This window comes from Cobetia sp. BL01 (assembly GCF_056493605.1).
In genome coordinates this window covers 135,283-149,216 of the sequence record NZ_JBVBEE010000007.1, presented here as the reverse complement: position 1 = coordinate 149,216, position 13,934 = coordinate 135,283, and the positions used below count along the sequence as shown (strand labels likewise).

Sequence of the window (13,934 nt, the reverse complement as noted above, 5' to 3'; positions counted from 1 at the left end):
TTCGCTGCCGTCAGACAGCGCGGGAAAAGCGCAATGTTATAGTATAACGAACCAGCTTTGGCAATCCCGAGCGGCATCTGGTACTGGACAGGCATTCACTTGTCAGGCTGTCCTGAAAACCTGAAGATAGTGCGCTTGAATTAGCACTCACTAACTGACTGGATGGTCGGCCTGCAGAAATTGCAACGTGACGGATGCTACTCCCTGACATAACTCTCAAAAGAATCGGAAGGATCATGGATGATCTCAGCATTTCCCCCATCTACGACACACCTGCCAACCGCTACCTGAATGCAGCGGCGCACCGGCTGAGTTGTGGCAACATGCTCGCGACCTACAAGCGTCATGGTTTCCATTGGGATGCAGAGCAATTCGAGGAAAAATGGCAGGAAAACAAGAACTTCGCCGTGCGCCTCAATGGCGAATGGATCGGCTTCATCAGCCTCAAGTCGCTGAACGACATGGTGTATCTGCGTGACCTGCAGCTGGTGGCCCAGTGGCAGGGACGCGGTATCGGCTCCACCTGTCTGAGCTGGTTGATCGATTGCCTCAGCAAGCGTCAGCCCCACGACACCCTCCTGCGGCTTCGGGCCTTCTCCGACAGCCCGGCCATCGCCCTGTATGAACGCCATGGGTTCGTGAGACTCGAGGAGCCCTTCACCCCGACGCGCGCGGGAGGCATCATCGCCATGCAGCGCAAGGTCAAGACGGGGGCCAGGGCCATGACAACCAGTGAGATGTCTTCGCCCCCTCTTCGCCATGACGCCATGGCAGAAAGCTCGGCAGCGTCTCTGCAATGACAAAAAAACCGCCCGGTCTCATGACCGGGCGGTTTTGTTTGCTCTCTGGGATGGCGCCCGTCACCCCGCTTGGGCATCGGGGCTGGCCATCTCTCAGCGCGCCAGGAAATCCAGGATATAGCGCACGGTTTCTTCGGGCTTCTCGTCAGTGACCCAGTGACCGGCGTCCTTCACCCAGATCAGCTCGGCACCCGGGATGGCATCTGTGAGCATCGGGGCGTAATCCGGCTTCTGGAAGTTGTCCTTGTCGCCCCACAGCACCAGAGTCTTGATCTCGATATTCTTGAGCTCACCGGCGATGGCCTGGGTGTACTCCTTGTTGAGACGACGCATGTTGCGGAAGAAGGCTGCCTTGCCTTGCTCGCTGTTCCACTGGGACACGTAGCGCTCGACCATCTCTTCGGTCGCCACCGCCGGATCATGCACACCACTGGGCATGAAGCCGCGCATGGTGCTGATGAATTCCTCGACGCTGGTCGCTTCCTCGACGCCCGGCTCCAGCAGCTGCTTGAACTCCGGAATCGGCCAGGAATCGAAGCACACGCTGTCGATCAGCACCTGGCGACGAACGCGCTCGGGGTGGTTGACCGCCATCAGCTGACCGATACCCCCACCGATATCATGCGAGACGACATCCGCACTCGCCACACCCAGCGCATCCATCAGCTTGATGAAGATGCGTGTCTGGGCATTGATGGAAACATCAGCACCCACCGGCATGTCCGACTCGCCATAGTTGAGCATGTCCGGTGCGATGACCCGGTAATGTCTGGCCAATTCCGGCATCACATCGCGCCACATCAGCTTGTTGGTCGGAATGCCGTGAATCAACAACAGCGGCTGACCTTCCCCCATTTCCTTGTAGGCAATGCGGTGACCTTCGATCATCGCATAACGGGTTTCCAGGGCTTCCATTGTCACATTGTCGTGGCTCATTGCTGACCTCCTTGCTTGCTCGATTCTCAATCACGGCCTCGGCGATCTCGATTGCCGAGCCTTGTGCGCCGTGAATGTGGAGCCACCGTACGTATTCTTGAGCAATCACTCAACCTCTTTTTTGATCAATCACTCAAAATACGTTTCAATAGCCGCAATCTTCAAAGGGAAAGCCCAATGGCCCGTGTCATCAACCGTAGTCTGCTCGATCTTCGCCGCCTGACCATCAATCTGGTGACCTACCCCGAGGGCCACAGCGTGATGCGCCATAACGACCCGATGGGTAGCGGCAGCTACTACAAGCTCAATATCGTGCTCAAGAAACCCCGCCAGGGCGGTGTCTTCGAGACCGATGGCAGCATTTTTTGCCTCACGGACCGCGTGGTGTTCTTCCGCCCCGACCTTCACGAACACAGCGTCAGCCGCATCGAGCGCGGCAAACGTGTGCTGCTGAGCATCGCCTTGCACGCGCCTTGGCGGTGATCCGCAGTGAGACTGCGCTCGAGAGTATTGAAGTGAAAGCGGATAGTAAAACAGATGGCGGGTAGCGCCTGGCGACAAAAAACGCCAGTCAGCAATCGCTGACTGGCGTTTTTTCCCACCTGAATCCAGGCCAATAACTACGTGCTCAACAATGAGCTGCCTCGGCTATCGCATCCGGTCCAGCCCGACGCGATAGCGGGCAAAGCCCATCTCGTCCTGATCTACCAGCGTCATCGGATAGACCGCCTGGGCATCGATGAACTGCTGCGCATCCTCGCCGGGGGCGGTGGTGAAGCGAATGTCCAGCGGGGTGTCCGTGTCGATCGCGGCCAGACGCCAGTTGTGATCCGCCGCAGGGTCCACCGCGCCCTGCTGCTGCGTCTGTCGCGAGATGTACTGGGCCAGAATGCTGCGATTCTCGTCCGGTGACGCGAAGGCGACATGCGACTCTCCGGTGCCGGGGAAGTCCTCGCCGTAGGCGCGATAGTTGTTGGTCGCGAGCAGGAAGACATCGTCGTCCTTGACCGGCTCGCCCTCGTAGGCAAGCCCCTGGATACGGTGGGTATCGGAGTCGATCAGCGCGCAATTGCCGTCATAACGCGCCGGCTGCGTGACATCCACCTGATACTCGACGCCGTCGATCACATCGAAGTTGTAGCTGCGGAAACCTTCCCAGTTGATCAGGGGCTGGGGCGTGGCGAGATTCGGGTCAATGCGATGGAACTGCCCGGCACTGCACTCTAGCCATTCCCGCACTTCCTTGCCGGTAACCTTGAGCGCCACCAGCGTATTCGGATAGAGATAGAGGTCGGCGGCATTGCGGAAGCTCAGCTCGCCGGCCTCCATCTCGGTGAACTGGGTCGGGTCATTGTGACGGCCACCGACCTTGAACGGCGCGGCTGCCGAGAGAATCGGCAAACCTTCCAGGTCCGGGTCGCCTTCGACGAAGCGTTTGACGTAATCAGCCTGGGCACGATTGACGATCTGGATCGTCGGGTCGTCCTGCACCAGCGCCAGATAGCTCTTCATCGCCGCACTGGCGCGACCGATGCTGCGGTTGACGTACTCCCGCGTGGCGCCGTGCTCATGCTCGACCAACGCCGCCAGTTCGGCATCTTCCCCCACCTGCGCCTCGCCACCCACCTGAATCGGGCGTGCCTCTGTCTGGCCACTTACCACCCGCCACTGGCCCGAGTCATTGCTCAGTTCGAGATCCATCACGCCCACATGGCTGCCCCAATGCCCCGGCATCATCGCCGGCACCCCATTGAGGGTGCCCTTGGCGATATCGGCCCCCGGCACCTCAGCAAATTCCTCGCTGGGGAAGACCGCATGGGCATGCCCGAAGGCGATGCCATCGATGCCTTCCACCTGCGAAAGGTAATACACCGAATTCTCGGCCATCACCCGGTAAGGGTCAGTCGAGATGCCGGAGTGTGGGATGGCGATCACCACATCCGCGCCCGCCCGGCGCATCTCGGGTACCCAGCGCCTGGCGCTCTCGGTGATGTCCTCGGCCGTCAGGCGGCCCTTGAGGTGCTTGCGATCCCAGGTCATCACCTGCGGCGGCGCAAAGCCGATATAGCCGACCTTCACTGTCTGAGCGTTGCCCTCACTGTCGGTGAAGGCATGGGGGGTGATCTGATAAGGCGTGAAGTACGGCTCGCCGGTCGTGGCGTCCAGCAGATTGGCGTTCACATAGGGGAACTGCGCGCCGGAAAGCGCCCGTTCGAGATACTCGAGCCCGTAATTGAACTCATGATTGCCGATGTTGCCGACATCGTAATCCAGCTGATTCATGACCTTGTAGGCCGGGAAGACATCACCCTCCTCGAGACCTTCCGCCGCCATGTAATCGCCCATCGGGCTGCCCTGAATGAGATCTCCGTTGTCCAGCAGCACGCTGTTGACCACCTCGGAACGCGCCTGCTGGATCAGGCTCGCCGCCCGCACCAGGCCGATGCGCACGCTGGGACGATCCTTGTAATAGTCGTAATCCATCACGTTGGCGTGGATGTCGGTGGTCTCGATCACGCGCAGTGACAGCGTCGCGGCATTGGCTGGCTGAGCGATCATCACGATACCCCCAATGCTGGCCAGACCGAGGATGGCTGCCCGCAGGCGACGCATTGCACACGGACGCCGAGTGTTCCCCGCAGCCTCTTTGGTACCAGAGGCCGGCTGACCTTTCCTTCCGGATGATGCATTCGCCATCTCTCACTTCCTTGTCATGGGGGGATGTTCCTGTAGCCCTTCAGGGCAACGCTCCATTATTCAGATGCCGACGCCTCAGGCAACTGGCGGTCCCTGCCCGCCAGCCAGCCGATCCCCGCCATCAGCACACTGAGGGAGGCACACACCATCAATGCCAGCTGCCAGTCACCCTGCCGATCGTAGAGCGCCCCGATCAACGGCGGCCCCATGGCCGCGAGCAGATAGCCCAGGGTCTGCGCCATGCTCGACAGCGACGCCGATTGCATGGCATCGCGCGCTCTGAGCCCCATGAACGACAGGGCGAGAATGAAGCTGGCACCGGAGCCCGCGCCCAGCAACAGCACCCACACCAGCGCCCACCCCGGCATCAGCCACAGCCCGATGAACCCTGCCAGCGACATGCAGGGCGTCGCGAAGGCGATCAGGCGTTGATCCTTCAGGCGCGGCATCAGAGGCACCAGAATCAGCCCCGGCAAGGCTGAGGCCAACTGCAGCAGGCCATGCAACGATCCCGCCTTTTCCGGGGAAAAGCCGTTGTCCGCCAGCATGCTCGGCAGCCAGCTGTTGACGGTATAGAACAGCAGCGAATTGATCCCCATGAACAGCGTCACCTGCCAGGCCAGTGGCGAGCGCCACACGGCTGCCTGACGCACCGGACCCGCGGCACCCTTCTCGACTTCCTTCGCCGCCGGCAGGGAGCGATGTGACAACTGTGGCCACCACATCACCATCGTCATCAATGGCAGGATGACCACGATGAGCATCGCGAATTGCCAGCCATCCGGACTGTCCTGCGCCAGCGGCACCATCACCGCCGAGGCGATGGCGGCCATGATGCCCATGGTCAGCACATAGCAGGAGGTCAGCAGCGCGATGTGTCGGGGAAAGCTGCGTTTGACCAGACTGGGCAACAGCACATTGCCCACCGCGATGCCCGCCCCGATCAAGGCGATCCCCACATAGAGCGCCAGCGTGTTGCCCTGCACCCGCAGCACGATGCCGGCGGCGATCGCCAGCAAGGCAAGGAAGACACTGCGCTCAAGCCCCACATGACGTGCGAGACGGGGTACCCAGGGGGACACCACGACGAACGCCAACAGCGGCAGAATCATCAGCAACCCTGCCGCCGTGGCATTGAAGCCCAGCGCCGCCTGCAGCCGCTCAAGCAACGGTGCGATACTGGTAAAGGGCGCACGCAGATTCATGGCAATCATCAGGATGCCGGCGATCAACACGGCAGGATGGCTCAATCGCCGAACAGGAGAAGAGTGGCAGAGTTCAGTCATGAGACGCTCGCAGCGAACTTGGAACGGACAGATAGCGGGACGACACATCAGAGGTGAATTCCCGCGCAGATTAACGATAGCGTAATCGCCAATATCGCTGCAGAATTGAGCCATCATGACATCAGATACCTGAAATCGGACAATCTGCGAGCCGACATGCCAGCCACCTCCTCTAGGACCTCCGCGACGCCGATTTCCCTTGCCACGCGAGACGCAACCTCATCGTCGGGAGTCGCCAGCGGTCACTCCTCCGTGCCCTTCTCCAGCAGCGTCTGCGAACATGACCCGGACATCTACGAGATTCCGGCCAGCGCCCTGCATGTGGATACCGGACAACAGGTGATGGAAGTCCCGATCCACCAGCATCGCAAGGGACAGCTGGTCATCGCCCTGCATGGCGTCGTGACCAGCCGCGTGCCGGAAGGGCTGTGGATGGTGCCGCCGCACAGCGGCGTCTGGATTCCCGGCAACCTGCCCCACAGCAACCACCTGACCCGTGGCGGCCGCGTGTGCCACCTGTTCATCGAGCCCGGAGCGCTTGAGATGCCGAGCCACAGCTGTACGCTGTCGATCTCGCCCCTGTTGCGTGAGCTGGTGCTGCGTCTGGCGGAGCTGCCCCAGCCATATCCTGAACAGGGGCCGACAGCGCGGCTGGTCGATGTCCTGCTGGAAGAACTGGCCTGCATGCCCAGCGAACGTCTGCATCTGCCCTTGCCTGAAGACCCGCGGCTGACCCGCATCAGCGATGCCCTGATCAAGACACCGGATGATCGGCGCACCCTGGCCGAGTGGGCGAGCGAACTGGCGATGAGCGAACGCACCCTCGCCCGGCTTATCCAGCGTGACACCGGCTTGAGCTTCAGCCGCTGGCGCCAGCAACTGCACCTGGTGGTGGCGATTCGCCTGCTGGCCGAAGGCATGAGCGTGCAGCGCGTCTCGGAAGACGTCGGCTATCAGTCAGTCAACGCCTTCATCAGCATGTTCAAGAAACTGCTCGGGACCACGCCCGCGCGCTACCTGCAGGAGCGCGAGCAACGCCGCTCGGGCAGTGAGCGGCCTCAAGAAGTGACTTGAGGGTCAGATTCATCCTCCCGTTACCCCAGTTCAGATACCTTCCCCTGTTCCTCATTTTCCCTTTTCCTTTTTACCGACGAGACATTGCATGAACCGCATCAACCCCGAGAAACTGTTGCAGAGCAAATGGACCGCCGTGACCCCCAGGAATCGTGAGCGACATTTCATCGTCACGCGCGTGATTCGTGATGATCAGGATGAGCATGTGGTCGAGGTCGTGTTGCAGGCGGTGCTGACACATCGCGATCACGTGCTGGGCTGGCGTGAGCTGAAGCAGGACGATGTCTGGCAGATGGGCTGGAAATGATTTCCTGAAATGAGCATCGCTGAACGCACAAACGCCGCTCATGAGCGGCGTTTGTGCGTGAACCTGCACGAAATTGAGCGAAAGACTGTGCATGGCCGAAGTCGCGCCTCAGACGATGACCTCCCCTTCCAGCTGATCACACAGTGTCGCCATGCGCTGCACGGCTTCCAGCAGGGTGTCATCCGGCACGGTGAGGGCAACACGTACCAGTGGCCTTCCGCAGTCGCCGAAGACACTGCCGGGCATTACCGCGACCTGCTGCCGTTCCAGCAGCCGCCAGGCGAACTGCTCACCGTCCAGGCCGGTGCGTGAGACATCGACCATCAGGAACATGCCACCCTGGGGCAGGCTGGAGGACAGCTGCGGGATGGCCGCCAGCGCCTCATGGACCAGACGCGCGCGGCGCCCGAGTGATTCGCGAAGACGCTCGGTGGTATCGAAATCCCCGCGCAGCGCGGCCTCGGTCATGTCGGCGATGAAGGGCTGGTTGCCGAACAGCATGGTCTCCGAGACAGGCAACAGCCGGCGGCAGAATTCCGCTGAGCCGATGGCCCAGCCACTGCGAAAGCCGGTGGCAGCATGGCTCTTGGAGATGGAGGACACCACCACGGTGCGCTCACGCAGTGCCTCGATCTCAAGCGGCGAGACGAATTCGCCCGCGAAGATCAGCGCTTCATAGACCTCATCACAGACGATCCACAGGTCATGCTCGCGACACAGCTCACCGATGCGCTCGAGCGTCGCACGGTCCATCACCGCACCCGTCGGATTGTGCGGCGTATTGAGCAGCAATACGCGACTCTGCGGCGTGATGGCCGCGGCCAGATCTTCCGGCTGCAACACGAAGCCATGCTCCATGCGCAGCGGTACCGGCTGCAGGTCACCGCCGGCACCCCGGATCACGCCCTCATAGGTGGCGTAATAGGGGTCGCCGGTCAGTACGCCGCATCCTTCTTCCACCAGCGCCAGCATCACCGCGAACAGCGCCGTCTGAGTGCCGGGGAAACACAGCACGTTGTCTGCGCTGATCTCGGGCATGCGCGCTGAGTAGCGCTCGGCCAATGCCGCGACCAGCCCCGGTTCGCCACGGCCATCGGAGTAGCGGGTACGCCCGGCGCGCAGCGCCTCGACACAGCGCTCGACCAGCGCCGGGTGTGTGGCGATATCCGGTTCTCCGATGGTCAGCTCGATGATCGGTTCTCCCGCCAGAATTCGCTGACGAGCGGCACTGTGGACGGCCCATTTGTCACCGCCCAGATCGCTCAATCGTTCGGTGATGGTGGCGTAGCGCATGCTCAACTCCTGTGAGGTGGGGGTGTTGTTGTCATCTCGACATGCTCAAGCAAGGTGCCGTGAGGCAGGCGCAGGATGCCCTCTGCCGCTCGCATGGCGATCCCGGGCAATCGCTCGACGGCATAGAGGCCATGTTCCAGCCCACCTTCCAGCCACAGACCATCGATCAGGCCATTGAGGGCGATCGCCTGCTCCTCACAGATAGCGTCATCAGCGGGCTGATCATTGGCGCTCAGAACGGGTTGGATCAGTAACCGCAGCAGATCGAGAAACTCGCGATAGGTTTCCTGATGGACCGCCGAGTAGGTGGCATCGTGACGTACCCGACCGATGAAGGTCGCCCACAGGGAGACCTTGTGGGCGGCCAGATTGGGCTGCGTGAGACTCGCCGCGATGAAGCGTGCCAGACGACACGCCGAGGATTCATCACTGACCGGGCTGGCATCGGCGATATCGGAGGTCAGCTGGCCCATCATGTAGGCATAGGCGGCCCGCACCATGTCATCCTTGGTGCCGAAGTGGTGGCGAATCAGCCCGGGTGAGACACCGGCCGCCTCCGCCACGCGGCGCACGCTGGCGCCGGCCAGACCATGCTGCGCGACACAGCTCAGCGTGGCTTCCAGCAGGTCGCGACGACGCTGATCCTGGGAAAGGCGCTGAAACACCTTGCGACTCATCTGGGCCCCTCTCCTTCACTCAACGCCGGGATTGCCGCACTTGCCTCACTCTCACGTGACAGCGGCCACGCATCGAGGGAAGGCTTATCGACGATAGTCACTGCCAAGGCTCTCCAGCAGACGCAGGTGGGAATCCCATTCCAGTGCCAGATCGCCATCCTCATGGATGGCCATGTCGTACTGGTCGACCACATGCGCACAGATCTCGGGCGAGAGACGGCGCACCGGCTGGCCCATGGACAGGGTCGCGACCTGAATCTCGCAGCTGCGCTCGAGGTAGAACATGTTGTTGAACATCTCGGCAGCAGAGGCACCGGTGGTCAGCAGGCCATGATTGCGCAGGATCAGCGCCGGATTGTCGCCAAGGCTTGCCACGATGCGTTCGCGCTCATCCAGATCCAGCGCGATGCCTTCGTAGTCGTGGTAGGAGACGCGACCATGGAACTGCAGGGCGATCTGATTCAGCGGCAGCAGTCCTTCTTCCAGGCTCGATACCGCCACGCCGGCGCGCGTATGGGTATGCATGATCCAGCTGGCAGAGTGGCTTGCCGCATGAATCGCCGAGTGAATGGTGAAACCGGCTGGATTGACCCGCGCGGCGCTGTCATCGACCTTCTCGCCGTTGACGTCGATCTTGACCAGCGAGGATGCGGTGATCTCCTCCCAGCGCCAACCATAGGGATTGATCAGGAAGTGCCCTTCCTCACCCGGCACTCGCGCCGTGATGTGGGTATAGATCAGGTCGGTCATGCGGTAGTGCGCCGCCAACCGATAGCAGGCTGCCAGATCAAGGCGTGCCTGCCATTCCGCGTCACTCATGGTCGATGCCTGCATGTCGCTGTCTCCTGTGATCAAGATGTCGCTGTCTGGGGTCGAGAAAGGCTCCGCAGAGCCCTGAAAAGCCTTGACGCCTCCACCTTCCGGTCCTCAATAGCCGAGGGCCACAATAGCCAAGGTCCTCAATAGACCAGGGCCTCAATAGCCGCGCTGGCGATCCACGCCCAACGTGAGCGGCAGGCCATCGCGCAACTCGCGCGCCGTGGCCACCACCTGCTCGGCGACCACCTCGGGGAGCGAGTCACTGGCGACATGCGGCGTGATGCGCAGGCGCGCGTCTTGCCACCAGCGATGATTGGGCGCCAATGGCTCCTCGCGGAAGACGTCCAGCGTCGCGCCCGCCAGCTGACCGGACGCCAGTGCCGCATCGAGATCGGCTTCCACCAGGTGCTCGCCGCGGCCGATCTGCACAAGCCAGGCCCCCGGCCGCAGCTGGGCGAACAGGGTCGCATTCAGCACATTCTCGGTGACCGGAGTCAGCGGCAGGATGTTGATCAGGTAATCCGCCCCCTGAGCCGCGGCCATCACCGCATTGTTGCCCGTCAGATAGCACACGCCTTGCACTGCTGCGACAGGTTCACTGCGACAGGCGACCGTCACCGAGAATCCCAGTGCCGACAGCGAAGTGACCACCGCGCGCCCCATGCTGCCGTGGCCCAGCACCGCCACCTGCGCCTTCTCGGGCGCACGCATCGGCAAGGGCTGCCACTCACGGCGCGTGGCATTGTCTGCCATGACGGCAAACTCGCGCTCTTGATGCAGCACTTCATGCGCGGCAAACCCGGCCATCAGAAATGCCTGATGCGGATCTCGTACCCGTGCCACCTGAACCTCATCTGACAGCCCCGGATGACTGAGCAGAGCATCCACCCCCGCCGCGATCGACATGGCAAGCATGAGATTGGGGTACGGCGCGAAGGCGTCTTCTCCCGGCTGCCAGCAGATGGCGAACGCGACCTCCGTGGGGTCTTCGATCTCATGCGGGTTCTGCAGCACGACATCCTCGCCCAGCTGGCGCAGCGCCTCACCGTAGAGGCTGTCCAGGTCCAGGGATTCACTCAGGTAGACACCCAGAATCGGGGCTTGGCTTGGCATTGGCTCTCCTTGTGTCACGACTGGCAGCGAATGGGTTGCGGTGGATCTTCCGCCACTATTGCACACTCGTATAATTACTGCCAGCCGTCCTGTACTCCCCCGAGCCTTCATCGCCCTGCTGGCGCAGCGCCGCCTTGAGCCACAAGGAGAGGCGCAAACGCCTCTCCACTCTCCTCCCTCAAATCGAGGCTTCGCGCCGCCAGGAGGATTGAGCAAAGGGGATTGAGCAAACAAGAACGCCCGCGATCATCGAGCAAGGGCTCATGAACGCGGGCGTCAGTCATCGATGTCCTTTCACGGACTTCAGTCCTGCTGATTCTCCAGCAATGACTTCAGACCATGCGGCTGGCAACGCAGATACTGGGGCGAAACCTTGACGGTATCTCCCAGCGCGGCGGCCGCATGCCAGGGCCAGCGCGGGTCATAGAGAATGCCGCGCGCCAGGGCGATGGCATCGGCACGCTCTGTCACCAGCAGGTCTTCCGCCTGCTGTGGCTCGGTGATCAAGCCCACCGCGATGACGGGCATGACCACCTGAGCCTTCAAGGCCTCGGCGTGCGGGACTTGATAGTTGGGCTCCACCGGAATCTGCTGCTGCTCGCTGAGCCCGCCGCTTGAGACATGCAGATAGTGGCAGCCACGGCGGTCAAGCGCCTTGGCGAGTTCGATGCTCTGTGCGAGATCCCAGCCGCCCTCGACCCAGTCCGTCGCGCTGATCCGGATGCCCAGCATGACCTCGTCAGGAATCGCGGCGCGAACGGCGTCGAACACCTCAAGCGTCAGCCGCATGCGATTCTCCAGTGAACCGCCATAGTCGTCCTCGCGCTGATTGCTCAACGGTGACAGGAATTGATGCAGCAGATAACCATGCGCCGCGTGCAGCTCGATCCCGTCGAGACCGATCTCGACGGCACGCCGGGCCGCTTCCACGAAGGCGTCGATGGTCTGGGCGATCTGCTCGGCGCTCATCGCCTCGGGAAGCGGCCCCCCTTCACTGAAGGGAATCGCGCTGGGTGCCAGAGTCTGCCAGCCGTTGGGTTGTCCCGGAGCAATGGCAGTTCCGCCCTCCCAGGGCTTCTCGCATGAGGCCTTGCGGCCCGCGTGACCGATCTGCACGGCCAACGGCATCGGCGAATAACGACGGATACGCTCGACGACACCTTGCATCGCGTCACGCGTTGCCTCGTCAAAGAGCCCCACATCGCCATGGGTGATACGCCCTTCGGGGGAGACGGCACTGGCCTCGAAGATCAGCAGGCCGGCACCTGACTGGGCCAGATTGCCGAGATGCTGGTCATGCCAGGCTTGCATCCGGCCATCCTGGGCGGAGTACTGGCACATCGGTGCAATGATGATGCGATTGTCCAGCGTGAGCGGGCCGAGCTTCAGCGGGGAAAACAGTGTGGACATGGATATCCTCCAGACACGTGCAGGAACAGGTTGGGCAAGGCTCATGAGCGGACATGACAGGGGGAGCGGGTACCATCTCCCCCGGCAAACCATTGCGGATACAGTTCAGGCACAATGCGGGCGAGAGGCAGGAGTCACAAGTAAAGGATGGCATCAGGGCCGGCAACGCTGAGTTGCCCAGGCTTCACGCAGGCTCTCTCAGGCGCGCTACTTCAGGCATGCTCTTTCAGCACGTTCTCTCACGCGTCACGCGATCAATGTCAGCGTGCGTGTCCACACCTTCGGTGGCCGGTCCTTCGATGGCCAGTCTCTCGATGGCCAGTACCTCGGAGACCAGCAGACGCCCGACATCGGCAATCGCGGCGTCACGCACCGCACGCTCGGCCTCGCTCTCGGTCAGATAGACCGCCACGATCAACGGGGCGTGATTCGGCGGCCAGATGATGGCGATATCATTGTTGGTGCCATGCCCCCCGCCCCCGGTCTTGTCAGCGATCTGCCAGTCATCCGGCAAGGCGGCACGCAGCTTGTCACTTCCCGTGGTATTGGCCAGCATCCAGCCCTGCAACGTGAGACGCGACGCCTCGCTCAGCGCCTCCCCCAGCAGCAGCCGCTGAAGGGTGGACGCCATCGCGTCGGGGGTGGTGGTATCACGGGGGTCACCCGGAGTGGCCTCATTGAGCGCCGTTTCACGACGATCCAGACGTGTGCTGTCATCCTTCAGAGTCCGCAGATAATTCGTCAGCCCGACAGGCCCACCGATGGCATCGAGAATCAGGTTGCCGGCGGTATTGTCGCTGGTGGTGATGGTGGCGCGGCACAACGCCGCCAGTGTCATGCCATCGCCCTCCACCTGACGTTCAGTGACGGGGGAGTAGGTCACGAGATCCGCCGGGCGAATCTCCACCTTGCGTGACAGCGACTCCTGGCGGGCATCCACCCGCGAGAGCAGATTGCCGCATGCCAGCACCTTGAAGGTGCTGCTCATGGGGAAACGCTCATCACCCCGCCAGCTGACACGTCTGCCATCGGCAGTATCCAGTACCGTCACACCAAGGCGCGCGCCGACCCGCTGCTCTATTTTCTGCAGATTGGCGACCACAAGCCCCTCACGCTCCGCCTCGGAAGCGACCACGGACGCTGCGTGAGCCGGACTGATCATCAGCCATGACAGACAGGACGCCAGCATCGCGTCACGCCCACGACGCAGGACTCTTGCCCTTGCCGCGCCTTGGGGCCTGGCCGGATCGCGCGGCGTTGTCGGGCGCCGACCATCGGCTGAGGCGCTACAGGCAAATCTCATGGGTCCATCACCTTTCATGGGGGCGCTACCTGACACCTCAGGCCGCGCAGTCAACGTGTCCGTCTGCAGACGTCGTGCAGCAGGTTGGTTGCATCATTGCCATGATGCTATGGCACAGGCGTCCTCGACAGATAGACGTATCGCCAATGGTGAACCCCCCATCCATCGGAGACAATAAGCCCAGCATCCCCTTGGCGATGTCCCTGAACCTCGAACGAT

The 13,934-nt window shown here is 62.0% G+C and carries 13 protein-coding genes; 4 read left to right on the top strand and 9 right to left on the bottom strand.

Features of this window, described 5'->3' with window-relative positions:
* Positions 1–236 precede the first annotated feature (236 nt).
* Positions 237–800, top strand: coding sequence for a GNAT family N-acetyltransferase (locus tag ACZYGA_RS13335; protein ID WP_175090254.1), 564 nt, complete (start codon positions 237–239; stop codon positions 798–800).
* A gap of 93 nt (positions 801–893) precedes the next feature.
* Here the strand turns inward: ACZYGA_RS13335 and ACZYGA_RS13330 are convergent, their stop codons facing one another.
* Positions 894–1,736 carry an alpha/beta fold hydrolase gene (locus tag ACZYGA_RS13330; RefSeq protein ID WP_254627159.1) on the bottom strand — a complete coding sequence of 281 codons (843 nt, stop codon included), beginning with the start codon at positions 1,734–1,736 and terminating at the stop codon, positions 894–896.
* Between the two features lie 177 nt (positions 1,737–1,913).
* Here ACZYGA_RS13330 and ACZYGA_RS13325 point away from each other — a divergent pair, with 177 nt between their 5' ends.
* Positions 1,914–2,219, top strand: coding sequence for a hypothetical protein (locus tag ACZYGA_RS13325; protein ID WP_077376944.1), 306 nt, complete (start codon positions 1,914–1,916; stop codon positions 2,217–2,219).
* Positions 2,220–2,384: 165 nt separating this feature from the next.
* Here ACZYGA_RS13325 and ACZYGA_RS13320 read toward each other — a convergent pair whose 3' ends face one another.
* The gene (locus ACZYGA_RS13320) at positions 2,385–4,349 is read right to left on the bottom strand and encodes a bifunctional 2',3'-cyclic-nucleotide 2'-phosphodiesterase/3'-nucleotidase (RefSeq protein WP_175090255.1); all 1,965 of its coding nucleotides are present in this window, start codon (positions 4,347–4,349) and stop codon (positions 2,385–2,387) included.
* A gap of 140 nt (positions 4,350–4,489) precedes the next feature.
* Positions 4,490–5,719, bottom strand: coding sequence for an MFS transporter (locus ACZYGA_RS13315; RefSeq protein ID WP_479399348.1), 1,230 nt, complete (start codon positions 5,717–5,719; stop codon positions 4,490–4,492).
* Positions 5,720–5,875: 156 nt separating this feature from the next.
* On the opposite strand from ACZYGA_RS13315, the gene ACZYGA_RS13310 reads away from it, so the two are divergent.
* Entirely contained in the window at positions 5,876–6,793 is a 918-nt protein-coding gene (locus ACZYGA_RS13310; RefSeq protein WP_479399347.1) for a helix-turn-helix domain-containing protein, read from the top strand.
* An 88-nt stretch (positions 6,794–6,881) separates the two neighbouring features.
* Complete coding sequence (locus ACZYGA_RS13305) at positions 6,882–7,100, top strand: TIGR02450 family Trp-rich protein (protein WP_077376973.1); 219 nt, start codon at positions 6,882–6,884, stop codon at positions 7,098–7,100.
* Positions 7,101–7,208: 108 nt separating this feature from the next.
* Here the strand turns inward: ACZYGA_RS13305 and ACZYGA_RS13300 are convergent, their stop codons facing one another.
* The 6 genes from ACZYGA_RS13300 to bla form a co-directional block, all read right to left on the bottom strand.
* Positions 7,209–8,393: a pyridoxal phosphate-dependent aminotransferase gene (locus ACZYGA_RS13300; protein WP_479399345.1), complete on the bottom strand. Its 1,185-nt coding sequence runs from the start codon at positions 8,391–8,393 to the stop codon at positions 7,209–7,211.
* 2 nt (positions 8,394–8,395) lie between these two features.
* Positions 8,396–9,070 carry a TetR/AcrR family transcriptional regulator gene (locus ACZYGA_RS13295; protein ID WP_175090266.1) on the bottom strand — a complete coding sequence of 225 codons (675 nt, stop codon included), beginning with the start codon at positions 9,068–9,070 and terminating at the stop codon, positions 8,396–8,398.
* 84 nt (positions 9,071–9,154) lie between these two features.
* Positions 9,155–9,904 carry a class II aldolase/adducin family protein gene (locus tag ACZYGA_RS13290; protein WP_404983883.1) on the bottom strand — a complete coding sequence of 250 codons (750 nt, stop codon included), beginning with the start codon at positions 9,902–9,904 and terminating at the stop codon, positions 9,155–9,157.
* 141 nt (positions 9,905–10,045) lie between these two features.
* Entirely contained in the window at positions 10,046–11,002 is a 957-nt protein-coding gene (locus ACZYGA_RS13285; RefSeq protein ID WP_479399343.1) for an NAD(P)-dependent oxidoreductase, read from the bottom strand.
* 303 nt (positions 11,003–11,305) lie between these two features.
* Entirely contained in the window at positions 11,306–12,412 is a 1,107-nt protein-coding gene (locus ACZYGA_RS13280) for an NADH:flavin oxidoreductase/NADH oxidase (protein ID WP_175090268.1), read from the bottom strand.
* A gap of 226 nt (positions 12,413–12,638) precedes the next feature.
* Positions 12,639–13,601 (bottom strand): class A beta-lactamase, encoded by a 963-nt coding sequence (gene bla, locus ACZYGA_RS13275; protein ID WP_479399341.1) that lies wholly within the window; start codon positions 13,599–13,601, stop codon positions 12,639–12,641.
* Positions 13,602–13,934: the final 333 nt, after the last annotated feature.

Coding starts and splice junctions, on each gene's coding strand:
- ACZYGA_RS13280 (WP_175090268.1), bottom strand. CDS start 12,412: ATGTCCACACTGTTTTCCCCGCTGAAGCTCGGCCCGCTCACGCTGGAC.
- ACZYGA_RS13320 (WP_175090255.1), bottom strand. CDS start 4,349: ATGCGTCGCCTGCGGGCAGCCATCCTCGGTCTGGCCAGCATTGGGGGT.
- ACZYGA_RS13300 (WP_479399345.1), bottom strand. CDS start 8,393: ATGCGCTACGCCACCATCACCGAACGATTGAGCGATCTGGGCGGTGAC.
- ACZYGA_RS13330 (WP_254627159.1), bottom strand. CDS start 1,736: ATGAGCCACGACAATGTGACAATGGAAGCCCTGGAAACCCGTTATGCG.
- ACZYGA_RS13295 (WP_175090266.1), bottom strand. CDS start 9,070: ATGAGTCGCAAGGTGTTTCAGCGCCTTTCCCAGGATCAGCGTCGTCGC.
- ACZYGA_RS13285 (WP_479399343.1), bottom strand. CDS start 11,002: ATGCCAAGCCAAGCCCCGATTCTGGGTGTCTACCTGAGTGAATCCCTG.
- ACZYGA_RS13305 (WP_077376973.1), top strand. CDS start 6,882: ATGAACCGCATCAACCCCGAGAAACTGTTGCAGAGCAAATGGACCGCC.
- ACZYGA_RS13335 (WP_175090254.1), top strand. CDS start 237: ATGGATGATCTCAGCATTTCCCCCATCTACGACACACCTGCCAACCGC.
- ACZYGA_RS13310 (WP_479399347.1), top strand. CDS start 5,876: ATGCCAGCCACCTCCTCTAGGACCTCCGCGACGCCGATTTCCCTTGCC.
- ACZYGA_RS13325 (WP_077376944.1), top strand. CDS start 1,914: ATGGCCCGTGTCATCAACCGTAGTCTGCTCGATCTTCGCCGCCTGACC.
- bla (WP_479399341.1), bottom strand. CDS start 13,601: ATGCTGGCGTCCTGTCTGTCATGGCTGATGATCAGTCCGGCTCACGCA.
- ACZYGA_RS13290 (WP_404983883.1), bottom strand. CDS start 9,904: ATGCAGGCATCGACCATGAGTGACGCGGAATGGCAGGCACGCCTTGAT.
- ACZYGA_RS13315 (WP_479399348.1), bottom strand. CDS start 5,719: ATGACTGAACTCTGCCACTCTTCTCCTGTTCGGCGATTGAGCCATCCT.